At 65.5% G+C, this 17,334-nt stretch carries 20 protein-coding genes and 2 pseudogenes; 9 read left to right on the forward strand and 13 right to left on the reverse strand.

The features are described 5' to 3' along the window. Window positions 1–1,908: 1,908 nt before the first annotated feature. Window positions 1,909–2,307: a LysR substrate-binding domain-containing protein gene (locus CR165_RS23020; protein ID WP_181378335.1), complete on the reverse strand. Its 399-nt coding sequence runs from the start codon at window positions 2,305–2,307 to the stop codon at window positions 1,909–1,911. Between the two features lie 119 nt (window positions 2,308–2,426). Further along, window positions 2,427–2,744, reverse strand: a complete 318-nt coding sequence (locus CR165_RS23025) for a LysR family transcriptional regulator (RefSeq protein WP_367604300.1) — start codon at window positions 2,742–2,744, stop codon at window positions 2,427–2,429. Between CR165_RS23025 and CR165_RS23030 the strand changes: the two genes are divergently transcribed. Next, window positions 2,743–3,543, forward strand: a complete 801-nt coding sequence (locus CR165_RS23030; protein WP_219929842.1) for a transposase — start codon at window positions 2,743–2,745, stop codon at window positions 3,541–3,543. The genes CR165_RS23025 and CR165_RS23030 overlap by 2 nt on opposite strands. Before the next feature lie 503 nt (window positions 3,544–4,046). On the opposite strand, the gene hflX is transcribed toward CR165_RS23030, so the two are convergent. Continuing rightward, entirely contained in the window at window positions 4,047–5,390 is a 1,344-nt protein-coding gene (gene hflX / locus CR165_RS23040; protein WP_109519249.1) for a GTPase HflX, read from the reverse strand. A 323-nt stretch (window positions 5,391–5,713) separates the two neighbouring features. Between hflX and CR165_RS23045 the strand changes: the two genes are divergently transcribed. From CR165_RS23045 to CR165_RS26250, 3 genes and pseudogenes are all read left to right on the forward strand, one after another. Continuing rightward, window positions 5,714–5,917 carry a cold-shock protein gene (locus tag CR165_RS23045; RefSeq protein ID WP_109519250.1) on the forward strand — a complete coding sequence of 68 codons (204 nt, stop codon included), beginning with the start codon at window positions 5,714–5,716 and terminating at the stop codon, window positions 5,915–5,917. 151 nt (window positions 5,918–6,068) lie between these two features. Next, window positions 6,069–6,212 (forward strand): hypothetical protein, encoded by a 144-nt coding sequence (locus tag CR165_RS25270; RefSeq protein ID WP_181378337.1) that lies wholly within the window; start codon window positions 6,069–6,071, stop codon window positions 6,210–6,212. Window positions 6,213–6,230: 18 nt separating this feature from the next. Then, window positions 6,231–6,672: pseudogene (locus tag CR165_RS26250) on the forward strand (transposase); the annotation flags it as partial. Window positions 6,673–7,199: 527 nt separating this feature from the next. Here the strand turns inward: CR165_RS26250 and CR165_RS23055 are convergent. The 3 genes from CR165_RS23055 to CR165_RS23065 all read right to left on the reverse strand — a co-directional run bounded on the left by CR165_RS23055 (window position 7,200) and on the right by CR165_RS23065 (window position 9,773). Further along, a complete protein-coding gene (locus CR165_RS23055) occupies window positions 7,200–8,219 on the reverse strand; it encodes a Bug family tripartite tricarboxylate transporter substrate binding protein (protein ID WP_109519252.1) in 1,020 nt (339 codons plus the stop codon). 79 nt (window positions 8,220–8,298) lie between these two features. Continuing rightward, a complete protein-coding gene (locus CR165_RS23060; RefSeq protein WP_109519253.1) occupies window positions 8,299–9,057 on the reverse strand; it encodes an SDR family NAD(P)-dependent oxidoreductase in 759 nt (252 codons plus the stop codon). Then, complete coding sequence (locus CR165_RS23065) at window positions 9,054–9,773, reverse strand: GntR family transcriptional regulator (RefSeq protein ID WP_109519254.1); 720 nt, start codon at window positions 9,771–9,773, stop codon at window positions 9,054–9,056. Before CR165_RS23065 ends, CR165_RS23060 begins: the two co-directional genes overlap by 4 nt. A 100-nt stretch (window positions 9,774–9,873) precedes the next feature. Here CR165_RS23065 and CR165_RS23070 point away from each other — a divergent pair, with 100 nt between their 5' ends. Further along, entirely contained in the window at window positions 9,874–10,896 is a 1,023-nt protein-coding gene (locus CR165_RS23070) for a ketopantoate reductase family protein (RefSeq protein WP_109519255.1), read from the forward strand. 20 nt (window positions 10,897–10,916) lie between these two features. Next, window positions 10,917–11,825: a polysaccharide deacetylase family protein gene (locus CR165_RS23075; protein ID WP_109519256.1), complete on the forward strand. Its 909-nt coding sequence runs from the start codon at window positions 10,917–10,919 to the stop codon at window positions 11,823–11,825. A 447-nt stretch (window positions 11,826–12,272) separates the two neighbouring features. On the opposite strand, the pseudogene CR165_RS23080 reads toward CR165_RS23075, so the two are convergent. The 5 genes and pseudogenes from CR165_RS23080 to CR165_RS23100 all read right to left on the reverse strand — a co-directional run. Beyond that, a pseudogene (locus tag CR165_RS23080) lies at window positions 12,273–12,491 on the reverse strand (BrnA antitoxin family protein); the annotation flags it as partial. A gap of 51 nt (window positions 12,492–12,542) precedes the next feature. Beyond that, complete coding sequence (locus tag CR165_RS23085; RefSeq protein ID WP_109519257.1) at window positions 12,543–13,769, reverse strand: MFS transporter; 1,227 nt, start codon at window positions 13,767–13,769, stop codon at window positions 12,543–12,545. A gap of 116 nt (window positions 13,770–13,885) precedes the next feature. Beyond that, window positions 13,886–14,224, reverse strand: a complete 339-nt coding sequence (locus CR165_RS23090; RefSeq protein ID WP_109519258.1) for a hypothetical protein — start codon at window positions 14,222–14,224, stop codon at window positions 13,886–13,888. Between the two features lie 10 nt (window positions 14,225–14,234). Then, window positions 14,235–14,621: a hypothetical protein gene (locus CR165_RS24745; protein ID WP_146202023.1), complete on the reverse strand. Its 387-nt coding sequence runs from the start codon at window positions 14,619–14,621 to the stop codon at window positions 14,235–14,237. Further along, entirely contained in the window at window positions 14,609–14,863 is a 255-nt protein-coding gene (locus CR165_RS23100) for a hypothetical protein (RefSeq protein WP_181378338.1), read from the reverse strand. The genes CR165_RS24745 and CR165_RS23100 overlap by 13 nt, the downstream gene beginning before the upstream one ends. A 444-nt stretch (window positions 14,864–15,307) precedes the next feature. Here CR165_RS23100 and CR165_RS23105 point away from each other — a divergent pair, with 444 nt between their 5' ends. Further along, on the forward strand, window positions 15,308–15,514 hold the full coding sequence (locus CR165_RS23105) for a cold-shock protein (RefSeq protein ID WP_109519260.1): 207 nt from the start codon (window positions 15,308–15,310) through the stop codon (window positions 15,512–15,514). Between the two features lie 195 nt (window positions 15,515–15,709). Further along, window positions 15,710–15,901: a hypothetical protein gene (locus CR165_RS24750; protein WP_146202024.1), complete on the forward strand. Its 192-nt coding sequence runs from the start codon at window positions 15,710–15,712 to the stop codon at window positions 15,899–15,901. Between the two features lie 54 nt (window positions 15,902–15,955). Here CR165_RS24750 and CR165_RS23110 read toward each other — a convergent pair whose 3' ends face one another. Then, a complete protein-coding gene (locus CR165_RS23110) occupies window positions 15,956–16,324 on the reverse strand; it encodes a DUF6481 family protein (RefSeq protein WP_109519261.1) in 369 nt (122 codons plus the stop codon). Between the two features lie 243 nt (window positions 16,325–16,567). Here CR165_RS23110 and CR165_RS23115 point away from each other — a divergent pair, with 243 nt between their 5' ends. Next, on the forward strand, window positions 16,568–16,873 hold the full coding sequence (locus tag CR165_RS23115; RefSeq protein WP_146202025.1) for a hypothetical protein: 306 nt from the start codon (window positions 16,568–16,570) through the stop codon (window positions 16,871–16,873). A gap of 120 nt (window positions 16,874–16,993) precedes the next feature. On the opposite strand, the gene CR165_RS23120 is transcribed toward CR165_RS23115, so the two are convergent. After that, a partial coding sequence (locus CR165_RS23120; protein WP_281262115.1) for an Asd/ArgC dimerization domain-containing protein occupies window positions 16,994–17,334 on the reverse strand: 341 nt, incomplete at its 5' end.

Raw genomic sequence — 17,334 nt, forward strand, 5'->3', positions numbered from 1 at the left:
ACCGTGAGGCCTGGCCGCCTCGATCAGCGGCTCCCACACCGCCCAGGTCGCATCCGTGAGAAGCTGCTCGTCCTTGCCCTTCGCCATACCCAAAACATGGGAGTAGCATTCAAGCTCTAACAGGCCTTAGCCACCCCGCTCGGCTACACGCGCCGCGCAATCCAGCACGCCTACCACCAGCTGCGCGCGGCCGGGTACCTGAAGCACCGCTACGACGTCCAGCGCGGCATGGTGGTGCTGGAGCTGCTGGAGGCGGTGCTGCCGCCGCCGGAGGCCGTGCGGGCAGGCCAGGAAGAGCGCCGCGCGCCCAGCGCGCCCGGCACCGGCTGGCGCGAGGCCTGGAAGCGCCGTGTGCAGGCCCTCAACGCCCTGGCGCGTCGGGGGGTGCGAGATGTCGTTCGCCCAATTAAACGCCTCCCAGATTCAAAGGGGCAGCGAAGGGCAGCCGCTCTCCAGCCTGATGGTCACTGCGAACTGGCCTGCAGGAAGAGAGGCCAGGAGGCCTGGGTAATTGCAGGGGGAGCACTCCGGCGGGGTGGATTTCAGACGAACAGATCGCAGCCCGCCAGGGTGATACGAAGGCCGGTCTGGCGGTCACTGTATGCCTTGAAGGGGTGCGGGCGTCGCGCTGGAGGAGCTGCTCCTGTCAAAGCCAGGGTCTGCGAGATCACCAGGCACAAACTGGCCTGCCTGTCGCGACCGGCTTGCGCAGAAGAGGCTGCTTGGACGACCCAAGAGCTGACACTCATCGAAGAGTGCAGCACTTCAGAGCCGGTCCGATCCTGCACCAGGACAATACCCTCCTGCCGGGGATCTGCTGCCGCGCATCGCTCTCGCTCGTAGACGCTGACCAGGGAGGGCCGCAGCCAGGGCGAGGGTGTTGCCGCACCGGCTGGTTCAGCCAGGGACTTCGTGAAAGCGCCTGCGGCCCAGAAGCGGGCACGCGTGGGAGATGTCGTGATGACCCAGCAGGGGCCCTGGAATGGGCTGCCGTGCCAGGCTTCGTCCATCAAGCCATTGGGACAAGGGCGTATTTCATAGAGTGAATACGGCATGGAAGCATGACGTCCTGGCATTCGCTGGATCGCTGCGCCGGTTCGGCGCCGTCACAATACTCAAGGCAGAGCCGGCGACACGCAATCCAGAGTTGTGTCGCCGAGCTTCAACGGTTCGTTATTAAAATATTAATCTTATTTTCTGGACGATTGCTAAACCGCCTGTGGTGGCTGCACAGCCCTATAGCGCGCGGCCGGCTGTACATCTCGTCTGATGCCTGCAGAGTTCCGGCAGTACCTGGCCAATCTCCACTGGAAGCCGGCAGAGGTGACTCGTGTCCTGGGGGTGGAGCAGATCACCGTCAGGCGCTGGTCCTGCGGAACAAGCGGCATCCCACCTGAGGTCGGGGCATGAATGCAGAGGATCGCTGCTGAAGTGCGCGCGGTGTTCGCCCGCCATCCGGTGCCGGTCATCCACCGCAGCCGCGCGCAGCGCCTCAGGCACGATCCGCACTTCCTGGACTGACTGGCAAGCCCGCCCGCCGCTTCATGGCAGAACCAACACATGCCCGATAAGTCGGCGGAAAAAGGTGGCGGCCTGCTGGGATCGGGGGCAGGCCGCCAGTTGCGGTGGATATTATTTCGATCCTATTCTCATAATTAATACATTCCTGCTAGAGGGAAATTGGCAGCGCAGGACCTCATCAGGCAAGATTCGGCTAGGTTTGGGGCAGAGTGCCCGTCGGGCTGCTGGCCGACACGTGCCGTGATTGGTCGCTATGCGCCCATCCCGGTCGCAGGCTGCATGCGCCGCCCTTCCGGTAGGCGGACATGGCGCACTCCGCTTCGACGGACCGAGGTGACGGTTTCTGCCACGGCTGCTGGAACCCGCCCAGATCTCGGGGCTTCGCGGTCAGGCCTGCATGACCTCCAGGAACGCACGGAATGCAGCGCTCGGCTGGCGGTGGCCTGGGTAATAGAGGTGGTTGGCCGCCAATACCGGTGCCCATCCCGGTAGCACCTGAGCCAGCGACCCGGCGGCGAGATACGGGGCAGCCTGGAGACGCAGCAGACATACGATTCCAAGCCCGGACAGTGCCGCGTCACGCATCAGGTCGACATCGTTGGTAATGAAGGTCTCGGGGACCGCACGCCCGAACATCTCGCCGTCGCGCACGAAATCCCAGCGGTGGAGCGCCCCCGACGAAGTGTGGCGGCAACTGATGCAGCGATGTGCGCCGAGGTCATCCGGCGTTGCGGGCACACCGTGCGAGGCGAGATAGGCTGGTGCCGCCGCGAAAACGAGTTCCATGGGCTCGCTGATCCGCACCGGGATCATGTCGCCCTATAACCCGCCCGCGTGCCGCACGCCGCAATCGAACCGCTCGGCCACAATGTCGACGAGCCCGTCGTTGATGACCAGTTCCACCGTCACCTCCGGCTAGCGCTGCGCCAGCGTCGCCAGGCGGGCAGGACCACATGCACGGCCGCTGGCCGATGCGCATTGATGTGGACCCGACCCATCGGCCGGTCGCGCGCCTGGTCCAGCTCGGCCAGCATGTCCTCCACGGAGGCCAGGGCCGGGCGCAGCCGCAGCAGGAGTTGCTCACCCGCAGAAGTCGGCGAGAGTGAGCGGGTGGTGCGGTCCAGCAGGCGGATGTCCAGCCTGCCCTCCAGGGTCCGCATGGCATGGCTCAGCGCCGGCGCCTCTGACCATGCTCCACTAAAATCTTGCCCGGACCAGTTGATGGGGGCTGGTCAGGCCGCCCTGCTCAAAGGTGTCCCGGCATCAGCACCAGCCAGCAACTGGTCCAGGAGCGCATCCGGGGTCCGAGGCTCTTTCCGTCAGGCCATAGGAGGTCTCCTTCTCCCCTACTACGCCCCGCCTCACGCAAAATTCCTGACAATCCCCACCACGCCAGGACCCGAGGGTGCGCCGCGCCAAACCATCCAGATCGCGGCGCCTGTTTTCGGGTACAAGAGCCATATCGGCATCGACCGGCGGCATGGCCCGATCCGCTGCTGGACGGTGATCGATGCGGCTCAACAGGACAGCCGTAGCTTTGCTGGCGTGCTTGATCCTGAGAACGCCGCCAGCCACGTCTGGGCGGACACCGCCTACCGGGCGAGGCGCAATCTGGAGACCCTGGAACGCCGTCGGCTGCGTGAACGCATCCAGTTCCGCCATCCCCTGCGGCGTTCACTCTCCGAGCAGCTGGCGAGAGCCAATGCGTCGCGCGCCCGGATCCGCTCCGGCATCGAGCATGTCTTCGCCGCGCAGAAGCACCGCATGGCGCTCTTCGTCCGCACCATCGGCATCGCCCGGGTGCGGGTGAAGACCGGCATGGCCAATCTCATCCACAGCTTCAGCCGCCTGACTTGGCTCCGCGCCCGAGATTGCCTCCGATCGGGCGCACCGATGAATTCTTCGGAGTGTCCAACCGCATTCAATTTGGTGATCTTGCCGCTGCTCACCGGTCCGTGCGTTCACTTAAAGCCTAGGAGGGGGACCGGGGTGTCATTTTTTGGCATTGTCCCAGCAACCTAGCTGAAGGGGCGCTGTTATCGCTGTGCTGACACACAACAAGGGAGGATCAGCACAATGCGCAGCGTCATCAAGCTTGCGGGTGTTGGCGTATTGGTGTTCGGGCTGGCAGCGTGTGGTGATAGCCCTGGTGGACGTGCTGTGTCTGGCGGATTGCTGGGAGCGGGTGCCGGCGCTGGTGTTGGAGCTCTAACCGGCGGCAGCGCAGGCACAGGCGCACTTGTTGGTGGCGGTCTTGGCGCAGCAGGTGGTGCGCTTACTGCGCCTAGAAACCGATACTGATCACTGGCCGCAGAAAAGGGGAGCAGAAATGCTCCCCTCTTTCAGGGTCGGCAAACTAACAGCGCATTGCTGTGCCGGAAGCCTGAGTTACAGCGCCTATCAAAACCTGGGCTGCAGAACTTCCGAGCAGATGGAGAACGCTGCCGCCTGATTCTTGCCCATCAAATCAGGGGAAGATCACCATCTACAGTAACGCAGGCTCACTTGGCTAAAGGCTTCCAGGCTCAGGGTGTGGCCAAGCTCCGCCGCAGCCGTGCCAGCGCGCCAGGCAGACCGCGCACCTTCAGCACCCGGCCGGCTTCGTCATATTCTTCGGACAAGACCCGCACGCTGTCATAGACCTCGCCGATCAGGCCCTGGGTGGCATAGGGCAGCACCAGCACATCCTCCACCATAGCCGCCTCAAAGAAGGCGATGATGATGTCCCGCAGCGCACTGACATCCTCGGGCCTGTGGGCAGAGAGCAGGACCGCATCGGGATGTTTCTCGGCCAGGGCGGCGCGCCTGACATTGTCCACGCGATCCATCTTGTTCAGCACCAGCCGGGACGGCACGGTCTCCGCGCCGATCTCACGCAGCACGCTGCGGGTGACCTCCAGCTGCGCCTCATAGGTCGGGTCCGACGCATCGACCACGAAGAGCAGCAGCGAAGCCTCCAGAGCCTCCGTCAGGGTGGAGCGGAACGAGGCGACCAAGTCATGCGGCAATTGCTTGATGAAGCCCACCGTGTCGGAAACGAGCACGCGTGGCCGGGTTTCCGGCTGCAGGATGCGGATGGTGGTGTCCAGGGTGGCGAACAGCTTGTCCTCCACCAGCACCTCGCTACCGGTCAGCGCCCGCATCAGCGAGGACTTGCCCGCATTGGTGTAGCCGACCAGCGCCACGCGCAGCTGGTCGCGCCGGGCGGAGCGGCGATGGTCGCTGTCACGCTGCACCGCTTCCAGCTGATCCTTCAGCTCCGCCAGCCGGTCTCGGATCTTGCGGCGGTCAAGATCAAGGGTGCTCTCGCCCGCGCCCGGCCCCTGCCGCCGCTCGCCGCCCCCCGAGGATTCCCGCAGGCGGGGCGCGACATATTTCAGGCGCGCCATCTCCACCTGCAGCTTCGCCTCACGTGTATTGGCATGGCGGTGGAAGATCTCAACGATGACGCCAGTGCGGTCCAACACCTCGGCGCCGGTGGCACGCTCCAGGTTGCGGATCTGGCTGGGCGAGAGTTCATGGTCGACGATGACAAATTCCGGCTTGTTGCTGGCTCCCAGCTCGGGCTCGGCATTTTCAGCTGCGTTTTCGGACCGTCGCGACGCCTTGGATTTTGGGGCCACCGCCATCGACGCGACCACACCGGGGCCGCCGGTCAGCGCCGCCAGTTCCGCCAGCTTGCCGCTGCCCAGCAAGGCACTGGCGCCGGTGCCCTCGCGGCGCTGGGACACCGTGCCGACCACCTTGTAGCCCAGCGTCTTCACCAGACGTCCGAGCTCCTCAAGGCTGGCCTGGTGCGCGATGTCATCGACCTCCGGGGTCTGAATGCCGACAAGGATGGCGCAGGGGATAGGGGGTGTGGTCTCCATGGGCACTTCAGTAGCATGGATCGGGCCGCATCCTCGACGTCCAGGAACGGTGCGAACTCCGCCTTGTGTCGCGGCTCGCCGCAGCGACGCCAATCAGGAGGGATCAGGCCTGATAAAATGATAAGCTTATCCTTGTCACAGCAAGCAAAATAATACTTGTAAAATGGAAGACCATCCTCTACATAGGATTTGTCAGTTTCGTTGTTCCGGTTTGCTGGTCCTGCCCATTGATTTGGGTTATGAGCTTGTTTCCGTTTCAAATTGAAGATGATCCGTCGCGCAATACTGCTCGGCGGCTTTCCGTTTTGATCGGAAATATCCTCATGTCTATCGGCACCGTTAAGTGGTTCAACAGCACCAAGGGCTACGGCTTCATTCAGCCCGAGGACGGCTCGAACGATGTCTTCCTGCACATCTCCGACGTGCAGCGCGCTGGCATGGACGTGCGTGAGGGCGACAAGCTCGAGTACGATGTTCAGCGTGGCCAGCAGGGCAAGCTCTCGGCCGGCAATCTTCGCCAGGCCTGAAGGCAGGAGCGGCAGTCTTGCCGCTCCCCCTATAGCCATCGCAGCGCCTGCGCTTTGATGGGCCTCGAGCCCCGGTCGGATCCCCGACCGGGGCTTTTCTGTTTTTTGGGTTCGGCAGATTTGTGTCTCTGGGCCTTCCCCAGCAGCGATCATGCGCCAGTTCTCTGCCTTTGTCGGCGAGGAGCAGCGCCTTTTGCACATCGGCATACCCGATGAAGACGCAGTTCAAGGCAGGGAAGAAGCACTCAGCAGGCCGCCGCCGGCGGCGTTGAGGGCAGAGCATGATCTGACCTGACCGGGTCGGACAGGGATTCCCGGGCGGCTGGTCTTCATTGATGAGACCAGCGCCTCCACCAAGATGGCGCGGCTCCATGGCCGCTCCAAACGTGGCGCCCGCTGCCGGGCACCCGTGCCTCACGGTTACTGGAAGACGACCACCTTCACCGCTGCGCTTGCCTGGCCTGACCGCGCCGATGGTGCTGGACGGCGCGATGACAGGCGAATGGTTCACCGCCCATGCCCGGCAGATCCTGACATCCACCCTGCGCCCCGGTGACATCGTCATCCTCGACAACCTGGCCGCCCACAGGGGGCGCTGCGGTCCGGGAAGCCACCCAGGCTGCGGGCGCGACACTGCGGTTCCTGCCGCCCGCACCATCGGCGCGCTCTGGGACATGATCCGAGATGCGCTCCCGCAGTTCCCGCCCCAGGAATGTGCCAGCCACCTCACCGCCGCAGGATATGAACCAGACTGACCAGATTATGCTCAAGCCCCAGATTGCGGCAACAGCCAGCCGACGACGCTATGAGCGCAGGAGGCAAGACATGCATCGGGTTGTTCGGCATAGGCACGAGCCTGGGCGATCGTGGCTATGCGCCGTGCCCGGTTGAAACAGGAGCCACGCCAGGCTGTGCATGCGCATCATCGGCCAGGGCGTGGGTGAGGACCGGTATTACCGATCTCGCCTACACCTTTTCGGCCTCGCCTGGCTCAGCACATGAGCTGCGCCCGTATAGGCTCACAGCCCACGCGAGGAACGTCACCGGCCGCATCCAGCCAGTCCCCCGACGCTCGTCAGCGTCGGAGCGTCATGAACTGAAGCACGTTCCTGTTCTCGGATACCGCGCAGCAGCAGACAGTTCGAAGTCTCATCTGCCGCCGGAGGCTACAGCATCGGCTGTCGAGTTCGCGCTATAGCCGCGGGCCTTGGCATCGTCACTGCCTGCTGTGTCATCCAGCAGGTTGAGAGACCGGCCTCAGCCCCGCGGCGCTCAGGCAGGATTAGTTGACCGAAGCCCCGGAAGCTTTAACGATAGGCACCCAGAGGTCGACCTCGTCCTTCACATATTGCGCGAAGCGTTCCGGCGTATAGCCACGCATCATCGGTGTACCCATCTCCTCCAGTCGCCGCCCGATCGTGGCATCCCCGAGCGCAGCATCCACCGCCGCCGCCATGCGCTCGACGATGGGCCTGGGCAGGCCGGCAGGTCCGAAAATTCCGTACCAGGAGTAGGCCTTGTAGCCGGGCAGGCCAACTTCCGCGGCAGTCGGCACATCCGGCATGATGCTGGAGCGTTCGTCCGTCGCCACGAACAGCGTCTTCATCTGGCCATCGCGGTTGTAGGGCAGCATCAGGCTGGGGATGTCGCTGTTGAACTGGATCTCGCCGGAGAGCAACGCGGTAAAGACCTGCCCGGCGCCACGATAGGGCACATGCACAGCCTCGGCACCGATGCGCTGCAGGAAATTGGCCGAGGCCAGGTGCCCGGTCGATCCGATGCCGCTGCTGCCATAGGAGTATTTGTTGGGATTGGCCTTCAGCTGCGCGATCCAGTCCGCCGTATCGCGCACCACAAGCCCCTTGGTGACGACGCTGTGGCAGATGGGAATGAAGTTGGTGGGCGCGATCGCCGTCAGGTCCTTCACCGGGTCGTAGGGCAGGTTCCGGTACAGCCCCGCCGCCACGCCGGTGGAGGAGAGCGTGGCCAGCACGAAGGTGTAGCCGTCCGGCCGTGCCTTGGCGACGAAATCGGTGCCGAGGACGCTGCCCGCTCCCGGCTTGTTCTCGACGATGACGTTCTGCCCCAGCAATTCGCTCAGCTTCGGCGCCAGCAGGCGCATGGTGATGTCGGTGCCGCTTCCGGGCCCGAAGGGAACAATCAGGGTGATTGGCCTGCTCGGCCAGCTGCCGCCAGTCTGCGCGCGCAGGACGGCCGGCGCCATCAATGCGGCACCTGTCAGCGCCATCAGGCCGCGCCGCTGTACCGCAAGCATCGGGTGGCCGCTTTTCATCTGGGTCATGTCTCTTCGCTCCTGCGTGGTTCGCAGTGTTTCGGGCGTTTCCGCCGGCTGTTCCGCTGGCCAGTGGTCAGGCCAGTGGTCAGAATGATCCGCCATTGACGGGCAGGAGCTGCCCGGTGACGAACTTCGCGAGGTCCGAGGCGAAGAACATCGTCGCGTCGGCGATGTCCTGCGCCTCGCCGAGACGGCCGAGCGCGATGCCGGAGAGGGCGGCGGCGCGCCGCTCTTCCCCCTGCGTCTCCCAGCTGTGCAGCTTGCCGGCGTCGGTCAGCACCAGGCCGGGCGCCACGCTGTTCACCGTGATGCCGTAGGGCCCGAGTTCCATGGCCATCTGCCGCGTCAATCCCAGGACCGCGTGCTTGGCGGTGCAGTAGGCCTGGATGCGGGTGCGGGAGGGCCGGAAGGCGGCGCCGGAGCTGATGTTCACGATGCGCCCGCCGCCGGCCCGCTTCATGCCCGGGGCAGCGGCGCGGATAGTGGCAAAGGTGGCACCGAGATTGAGGGCCATGATGGCATCCCAGTCCTCGTCCGGCACCGCCTCCACCGGGCGGTGATGCTGGCCCATCATGCCGCCGGCGTTGTTGACCAGAACGCCGATGGCACGCCCCGCCGACTGCTCCACCTGCGCGATCCAGCCGGCCGCGGCGGCCCGGTCGGTCAGGTCGGCCGGGGCCGTTCGGATCGTCGTGCCCGCGGCGGTCTGCTGGAGGCCCGCCGCATCCAGGTCGGTCGCGTGAACCTCCGCGCCACGTTCGGCGAAGCTTCTGGCGATGGCGCGGCCGAAGCCCATCGCCGCCCCGGAAACGGCCACAACCTTGCCGCTGAAATCCAGTGTCATCCTGCCCGCTTCTCCCGCGTGGTGTTCTTCGCTTCCGCCTGGTCCAGGATCCGCAGCGCCAGTTCCGCCCCGGCGTCGTTATGGGCGGCGCAGAGCGCTTCCGCCTCGGCCGCGCGACCACCGGCAATGGCGTCCCGGATGGCGGCGTAGGCCGCCAGCCCCTCCCGCACCCGGTGCGGCAGCGCCATCGACAGGTTGCGCAGCAGCACCAGCCGGTTGTGCACCGAGACCAGCATCTGCTGCAGCACCGGGTTGCCGCTGCCCTCGCCGATGGCCGCGTGGAAAGCGTCGCCGGCGCGGACGATGGCGCGATGGTCCTGCGCTTCCGCGCCCTGCTCCAGGGCGACCGTCGCGGCGGCGATGGCGGCGAGCGCCGCCGCCGGGCGGGCCTCCGCGCAGAGCCGGGCGGCGTAGCCGACCAGCACGCCGCGCACGCCGTAGAGGTGGCGCGCATCCTCCGCCGTCACTGCCGCGACAGAGGGGCCACGATGCGGGCGCAAGGTCACCAGCCCTTCGGCCTCCAGCTGCCGCAGGGCCTCGCGGACCGAGGTGCGGCTCGCCCCTGTCAGGGCGCAGAGCTCACGTTCCACCAGCTTCTGCCCCGGCGCGAAGCGGCCGGAGACGATGGCGGCGCGCAAGGTGTCACTGAGCACCGAGCGAAGGGTGACGACCTGTGCGGCCACCTGGAAGGACATGCTGTCGTTGACGGGTTCCATCCGGGACAGGATGAATTATTGTATGACAAACAGTCAAGTTCTTGACCCGCCTTCCGCTCTCCCCGATGACTGGGAGCCTGAGTGGTGGAGGAAATGACCGATGGCGGAACCCGTGGTGATCTGGGGCGCAGGGGCGATCGGCGGCACGATCGGCGCCTTCCTGCGCCGTGCCGGGCATGAAGTGCTCTTCGTGGACGTGGTGCCAGAGCATGTGGCCGCGATCCGCGAGGGAAGGCTGCACATCGAGGGGCCAGTCGCCGATTTCATGACCGGCGGCCCCGCCGTTCTGCCCCAGGATGTGCGGGGCCGGCACCGGCTGGTCATTCTCGCCGTCAAGGCCCACCACACGGAAGCCGCAACCCGGGCTCTCGCCCCGCACCTCGCCGAGGACGGGGCGGTGGTGTCCTGCCAGAACGGCCTCAACGAGCTGACCATCGCCGAGATCGTCGGACGGGAACGCACGATCGGCGCATTCGTGAACTTCTACGCCGACTATCTGGCGCCCGGCCACCTGGCCTATGCCAAGCGTGGCGCCGTGGTGGTGGGCGAGCTGGACGGGGCGCGGACTCCTCGGTTGGAGGCCCTGCACGCCCTGCTGCGGGAGTTCGACGAGGACGCGGTGCTGAGCGGCAACGTCTTCGGCTATCTCTGGGGCAAGGCGGGCTATGGCGCCATCCTCAAGGCCTCGGCGCTGACCAACGACACCATCGCCGATTTCATCGCCGCGCCGGAGCGCCAGCTTCTCATCCGCCGCCTGGTGCAGGAGATCCTGGCCGTGGCCGCGGCGGAGGGCGTGACCCCGCTGGGCTTCGATGGCTTCGACCCGATCGCCTTCCTGCGGCGGGACGAGGCGGCCATCGCCGCCTGCATGCAGCGGATGGAGACCTTCAACCGCGGCTCCGCCAAGCCGCGCAGCGGGATCTGGCGTGACCTCGCCATCCGCAAGCGGCAGACCGACGTGGCGGCACAACTGGCGCCGGTGCGTGCCGCCGCGCGACGCCATGGCCTCGCCACCCCCATCGCCGATGCGCTGGTCCGCCTGATCGGCGAGATCGAGCGCGGAGAGCGCGCCATCGGCCCGGAGGCCGCCGACGCGCTGGCCCGGGTCGCCGCGCAGCACTGAAGCCCGGAGGAACGACGACGATGACCGAACCGCAGCACCATCCCGCCGGCGCACCCTGGGACTGGCCGGAGCATGTCTGGCGCGGCGTGGTGGAGCGCGCGCGTGCCGGCCGCAACCTGCGGCCGCGTGCCTGGCCGAATGGCGCACGCTGCGCCGTCGCCCTCTCCTTCGATGCCGACCATGAAACCATCCCGCTGCGCGACGCGGATGAAAGCCCGATGCGTATCAGCCAGGGCCAGTACGGCGCGCGTGCCGCGATGCCGCGCATTCGCAGCCTGCTGGCGCGGGAGAACGTCAAGGCGACCTTCTTCTATCCCGCTGTCTCCGCCATGCTGCACCCGGAGGAGGCGCGCGGCGTGGCCGGGGATGGGCACGAGATCGGCATCCACTCCTGGATCCATGAGCGGAACACGGCTCTGCCCTACGAGGTCGAGCGCGACCTCGCCTTCCGTGCCGCCGATGCCCTGGAGCGCGTCACCGGCCAGCGGCCCGTCGGCATGCGCACGGCGAGCTGGGACTTCTCGCTACGCACCCTCGACATCATCCGCGAGATGGGCCTGCTCTACGACAGCTCGCTGATGGCCGATGACGACCCCTACGAGCTGACAGCGAATGGCGAGCCCACCGGCATCGTGGAGTTGCCGCCGGAGTGGATCCGTGACGACGCCGTCTACTTCAACATGAACCGCTTCGGCGGGCTGCGCCCCTACACGCCGCCTTCGGCCGTCGCCGAGGTCTTCCTGGCGGAGCTGGAGGGGGCTTATGCCGAGGGCGGCCTCTATCTGCTCACCATGCACCCGCACCACATCGGCCACCGCAGCCGCATGCCTGTCCTGGAAAAGGTCATTGCAGCCGCCAAAGCGAAGGGGGATTGCTGGTTTGCGACCCATGCCGAGGTGGCCGCCTGGTGCAAGCAGAACGCCGTGTGATCGCCGCGCACCAACGGAACTGTCCCGGATTTGATCATGCCGAAGCAGGCCGGACCGGGGCCACATCAATAACCCATCGTTTCCTGCCAAGCCTCTGGCTGCTCTCGGCGCCGCAGCGGTCGATCTGGTGCCTTGCCGCACCGGAGGCAGGCACGGCGGCTGCGGCGTCAGACATCTTGGCAGCCTTTCCTTAATTCGGTCGCCCAGGTGATGGGCATGACCGGCGGTGCAGCGGGTAAGGCTGTCGGCGCCATGGCTGTCCGGCAGGCAAGCGAGGTTCCCGGTGGGATGCAGGCCCGGCACGCGGCGTAGGGCACGGCCAGCCGCCTGGCGCAGATGCCTGGCAGCGATCTGGTGCGCATGAGCCTGCAAACCGGGACGACTCTGGCCGGGAGCCAGTTTGATGGGCATTGAGCGGATTGGGTCGGGAAGGCCCCTCCCCGTCCGTCACGAATCCAGCTTCGAGGCTTTCCGCAGAGCCGCGTTCGCGCGGCTCTGCCATCCGGGTCCGGACGCACGGAGAGCATCAAGCACATCACGGTCTGGCCGCAAGGAGGCCATCTCTTTGGCCGGCGCCTTCTGGAGGCCCCTCGCCTTCCGCTCGGCGAGGAATGCGGCAGGCAACACCTCTGCGGCAGGTCGAGCGGCGGCAAGGTCCTGCTCGGTCCATTCCGGGTTGCCGGCATCAGCCGCAACACCAGCATTCTCAAACCAGCACTAGGAAATGCTTCGCCACCAGCGGCGCGTCAGCCAGAGTGCCAGCAGGCCCTCGGCGGCGGAAAGCGCCACGGCGTAGTGCGCGCCGATCGCATCCGCCAGCAGGCCAAGATGGATGAAGCCGACCGGCCCGACGCCGATGCAGACGGAAAGCAGGCCGAGCACGCGGCTGCGCATCTCCGGCGGCGTGGCGAGAAACACCAGCGTGGTCTGCATGATGCTGAAGCCCGAGCCGCCCAGCCCCGCCAGCAGCAGCGCCACTCCGGAGGGCAGGACATGCGGCAGCAGCGCGAAGAGCGCCATCAGCGCGCAATAGGAGGCGACGCCGCCGACATAAAGGCGGCCATAGCGGTCCGGCCGCGCCAGCCAGGCAATAAGAAGCGCACCGAAGAAGGCGCCGACGCCGTCCATGCTGGCCAGGAAGCCGACGCCCTCCGCGCCGAGCAGCAGCCGGTCCTGCCCGATCACGGGCACCATGCTTGTCGTCGGCCAGGCGAAGATGTTGTAGATCAGCGTAATGATCATGATGGCGGTCAGCCGGCGGTCGTCCAGCACCAGCCTGACGCCGGCGGCAACCCGGCCCAGCACGCCCTCGCCGGAGGGCGCCTGCGCCTCGTTGCGGTAGGTCAGGCGCAGCGTCGCGCCGATCGCCACGAGGTAGAACAGCGCGCTGAGCAGAAAGGGGCCCTGGATGCCGGTCGTGGCCAGCAGCACCCCGCCCAGCGTTGGGCCCAGCATGCGGCTGGCATTGTTGGTGCCCACATCCACCGACATGGCGATGCTCATCCGCTCGGCACCGACCACCTGCCCGAGCATCATGCGGCGCACCGGGTTGTCCGCCGCCCAGCTGACGCCGTTGATGAGGCTGGCCATCGCGAGGTGCCAAACCTGCAGCGCCTCCGCTATCGCCAGCAGCCCCAGTGCCAGGGACGTGGCGAAGGAGGCGAGCACGATCAGCAGCAGCGCAGTGCGCCGCTCCATCCGCTCCGCCCAGGCGCCGAGAAAGGCGCCGAGCAGCGCCATCGGCACCAGCCGCAGCAGCATCATGGTGGCAACCAGCAGGGCCGAGCCGCGCTCCTGGTAGACAAAGACCCCGACTGCGATGGTTTCGATCCATCGGACGCCGAAGATCACCAGCCCGACGATCCAGAGGCGACGGAAATCGGGCTCGGCAAAAACAGTCAGCAACGGCACGCCGCGCGACGGCGCGGCTGCGGCATCAGACATCTTGGCACCCTTTTCCCCCAACCTTGTGCCAACGGTCTGATGGCAACATCCTTGTCATCAGACCAGGCACAGCACGTCAGTGCCACATGCTCGACGTTCTGGTGAGGTTCTGGCCGCTACACCTTTGTGATACCGGCGTAGCGGTACCGATCACCCATCGGCCCGGTGTCGAGGCCGATGACGGCGGCGCGGGTGACGGAATTGTCGATCAGCTGGAACAGCATGACGAACGGACTAGTCTGCTGCCCTTCCCGCTGTAGCACCTCATACATTGCGGCACGCTTGGCGGCGTCAGGCTCCTTGCGGGCAGCCGGGGTACGAGCGCTGATCTCCGGGATGCTCCAGTTGGCGCGCCAGGCCGAAGTTCTGTTCCGGGCATCATCGGAGTTGTCGGTGTTGATCAGGAAGGCCTCGGCATTGGTGTTGGGTTCGAAGTAGTCGCTGCCCCACTGCACCTGGGCGAGGTCATGCTGCCGGGCGCGTGTCCGGCTGACGACTTGCCGGCTGCCCCCCCGGGTTCATGCACAGACCGATGCCGATCAAAGCGAGGTTGGCTTGAATGGCCTGGGCGATGTCTGCGAAGGGTGGCTCGGCCGTGTAGTCGAGGTTGACCTCGAAGCCCTTCGCCAAGCCGGCCTTGGCCGGCTGTTCATCAGGAATTGCGGCATCCAGGTCGTACGTCATGTGGCTCACGGCCAGTTTGGCGGCTGAGCGATTGGTGGCGCGGCTGAAGGAGACGGCTTGCGGTCTATTGAAGACGAGATCTGGGCAAATCCCTGGCGCAGGACGATGGAAAAGCCGGCCGATCAGCGGGCTTTTCTTGCTCGTACTCACGGTGCTCAGGTTGGCCAAACCTCGGTTTTTTCGGCCCGCCGCTGCCCCGTCTGAGATGCACCAGAACCTGATGCGGGCCGCAGCTGGCTCTCTTGCATGACGCGCTCCACACCGTCCTTGCCGCGAACCCTGTAGGACCGGAAGCCGCCCTCCTGCGGCATAACCCGGGTGATGGTAAAATCACCGGCTGGAATGTGGGCGTCCCCGGTGCCTCGACCAAAGGCTACGGCCTGGCCGACCTCAAACTTCGCATCGCTCATGGTGACTAATCCTATTGGCGGTACCGCTGCCAGCAGTGCCTGGGGGTCTCATGCCATCTGCTGATGCAAGATATCACCTCAGGGCGTTCGACCGACAATGGCAGGTAGCATGGAAGAAGCTTGACCTGGCACATCAAACCAAGCCTTGGGCTGATGGCCTGCTGCGTCGCGGGCGGCAGCGCCCGTGGGGAGGCCGTCTTGCTCCTGGATTGACCTGCAAAGATCAGAACAGGGCAAAAAGAGAAGCTCAACCTTTTGGGATCACGTCATAATCAATCTTGTAAAATAGCATGCGGCATTCTAGATAAGTGGCGTCAGTTTCGTTGTTCCGGTTTACTCCTCCTGTCCAACCATTTGGGCTTTGAGCTTGTTTCCGTTTCAGAGCGAAGATGATCCGCCGCGCAATCGTGCTCGGTGGTTTTCTGTTTTGATGGGAATATTCTCATGCCGATCGGCACCGTAAAGTGGTTCAACAGCACCAAGGGCTTTGGCTTCATCCAGCCTGAAGACGGCTCCAAGGACGTGTTCCTGCACATCTCCGACGTGCAGCGCTCCGGCCTGCAGGAGCCGCGTGAAGGCGACCGGCTGGAGTTCGAGTTGGTGAAGGGTCAGCAGGGCAAGGTCTCGGCCGGCAATCTTCGCAACGCCTGAAGGTTGAGTGGCCGCCGCGCCACTCCCTGAACAACCTTCGCAGCGCCTCCGCTGTGGTGGTCTGAAGCCTCGGATGGACCTGTCCATCCGAGGCTTTTTCTGATGCGGGCTCGATCATGCTGAATCCGCGTCATGTCATAGCCGATCATCCCGACCGGCCTTGCTTCAGGGCAAGCAGCACGACAGGAACAATCCGTGCAATCCAAAAACATGAAGACCGACAGCGTCAGTCCGGTTGCTGACGCTGATCAGGAGGTCGAGGTGCTGTACCTCGCGAAGCGGCACCGGGTATCACCTGCCATTATCCGCGAAATCATGCGCCGCGCTGGATCCACAGAGCGGAGTGCCGTTGAGCGGGAGCTGCAGAAAGGCAAGGCGCGCCGCTAGTCGCGGATCTTCACACCATAAGCTGTTCTGTTGTTGAAGCTTATGGTGTGGCGCTCAACGTTGGCGAGCCTTCCGCGCTGCATACCGCGCGTCGCGTGCCGCCTTCTGCTGTGCCGGCAGTTCAGCAGCGTGCTTGGCCGCCGCCTCGGCTTCCAAAGCCTGTTGAACGGCCAAAGCCCGCTTCTCCTCAGCCTTTGCCGCCGCCTCAGACTTGAGACGCGCGGTCTCGGCGTCACAGGCGATCTTGCGAGCGGCATTCCTGGCGTCGCGCGCTTCGCTGGTGGCCTTGCGTGCGGCCGCCTGTGCGGCAACCGCAGGATCGTTTGGTCCTGGACGCGCCCGGAAGCGTTCCAGCATAGCCTCCTTCGCCCGGGCTGCTGTTGTCAGCCGTTCGCCGAAAGCATCGCTTTTGTGGGAGATCATACTGCCATTCTAGTCGCGATTGGCCAGAACACCTAATCATCTTTGGGATCCAGCAGTGATCCGTGCGGGTCCATCCGGCCTCGATCGAACCGTTCCACAGAATGCCTGTCAGGATATCAAGGTATGGTCTTGCCGCATGTGCAGCAGGACACCATGGCCGTGATGGCTGCTCCCACTGCGATTGCCACCCGGCAACCCCTCGTGGTCTAGCCGCCCACAGTCCGCCTCCCTATCTTCCCCCGCATGCCCCGTTCCCCTGCTGCCGACCTGGCTCCTCTCATCAAGCTGTTGCAAGCGGGTGTTTCACCCGAGCGCGCTGCCGCCGAACTCTCTCGCGTCCTGGCAATCTGGACGGCCGAGCTCAAAGACGACGATGAGCAGTTGCAGGAGCGACTCTCGGGCTTGGCCGAGCAGATGACGATGGGGATCGAGGACATGCACGAGGGCATCGCTGAAGCGAGCGACAAAGGCAAACCCACGTTGCGGCGGATCCTGGCGACGCACGAGGCGGTGCTGGATGGGGTGCGGAAGGCGCAGGAGGCGGGTTAACCATCGCACCGCCCCACCAGGGTGGCTACCACAGCACACACCTTGTTCCGGCCCATGCAGAGCCTATCGAGCACACAAACCGGCCGATTTTGTTGATAGCTGACTGAGGGTTCGCCTTTATCAGGGCCAGAGAGGCGCCCCCTCCAGCCCCGCGGTTTCCGGCAGGCCGCAGATCAGGTTCGCGTTCTGCACCGCCTGGCCGGCCGCGCCCTTGCCGAGATTGTCCACCACCCCCATCGCGATCACCAGGTTGCGCTCCGGATCGGCCGCATAGCTGACAAAGGCGAGGTTCGAGCCGGTGGCCCACTTGGTCTGCGGCGGCGCATCGGTCACGCGGACGAAGGCCCGCCCGGCATAGAAGCGCCGGGCCGCCGCCAGGCACTGGCCCGTGCTGGCGCGGCCGCGGCAATAGAGGGTGGCGAGGATGCCGCGGGTCATCGGCACCAGGTGCGGCGTGAACA

Origin of the sequence: Teichococcus aestuarii, assembly GCF_003116135.1 — a bacterium.
Taxonomy (GTDB): Bacteria; Pseudomonadota; Alphaproteobacteria; order Acetobacterales; family Acetobacteraceae; genus Pseudoroseomonas; species Pseudoroseomonas aestuarii.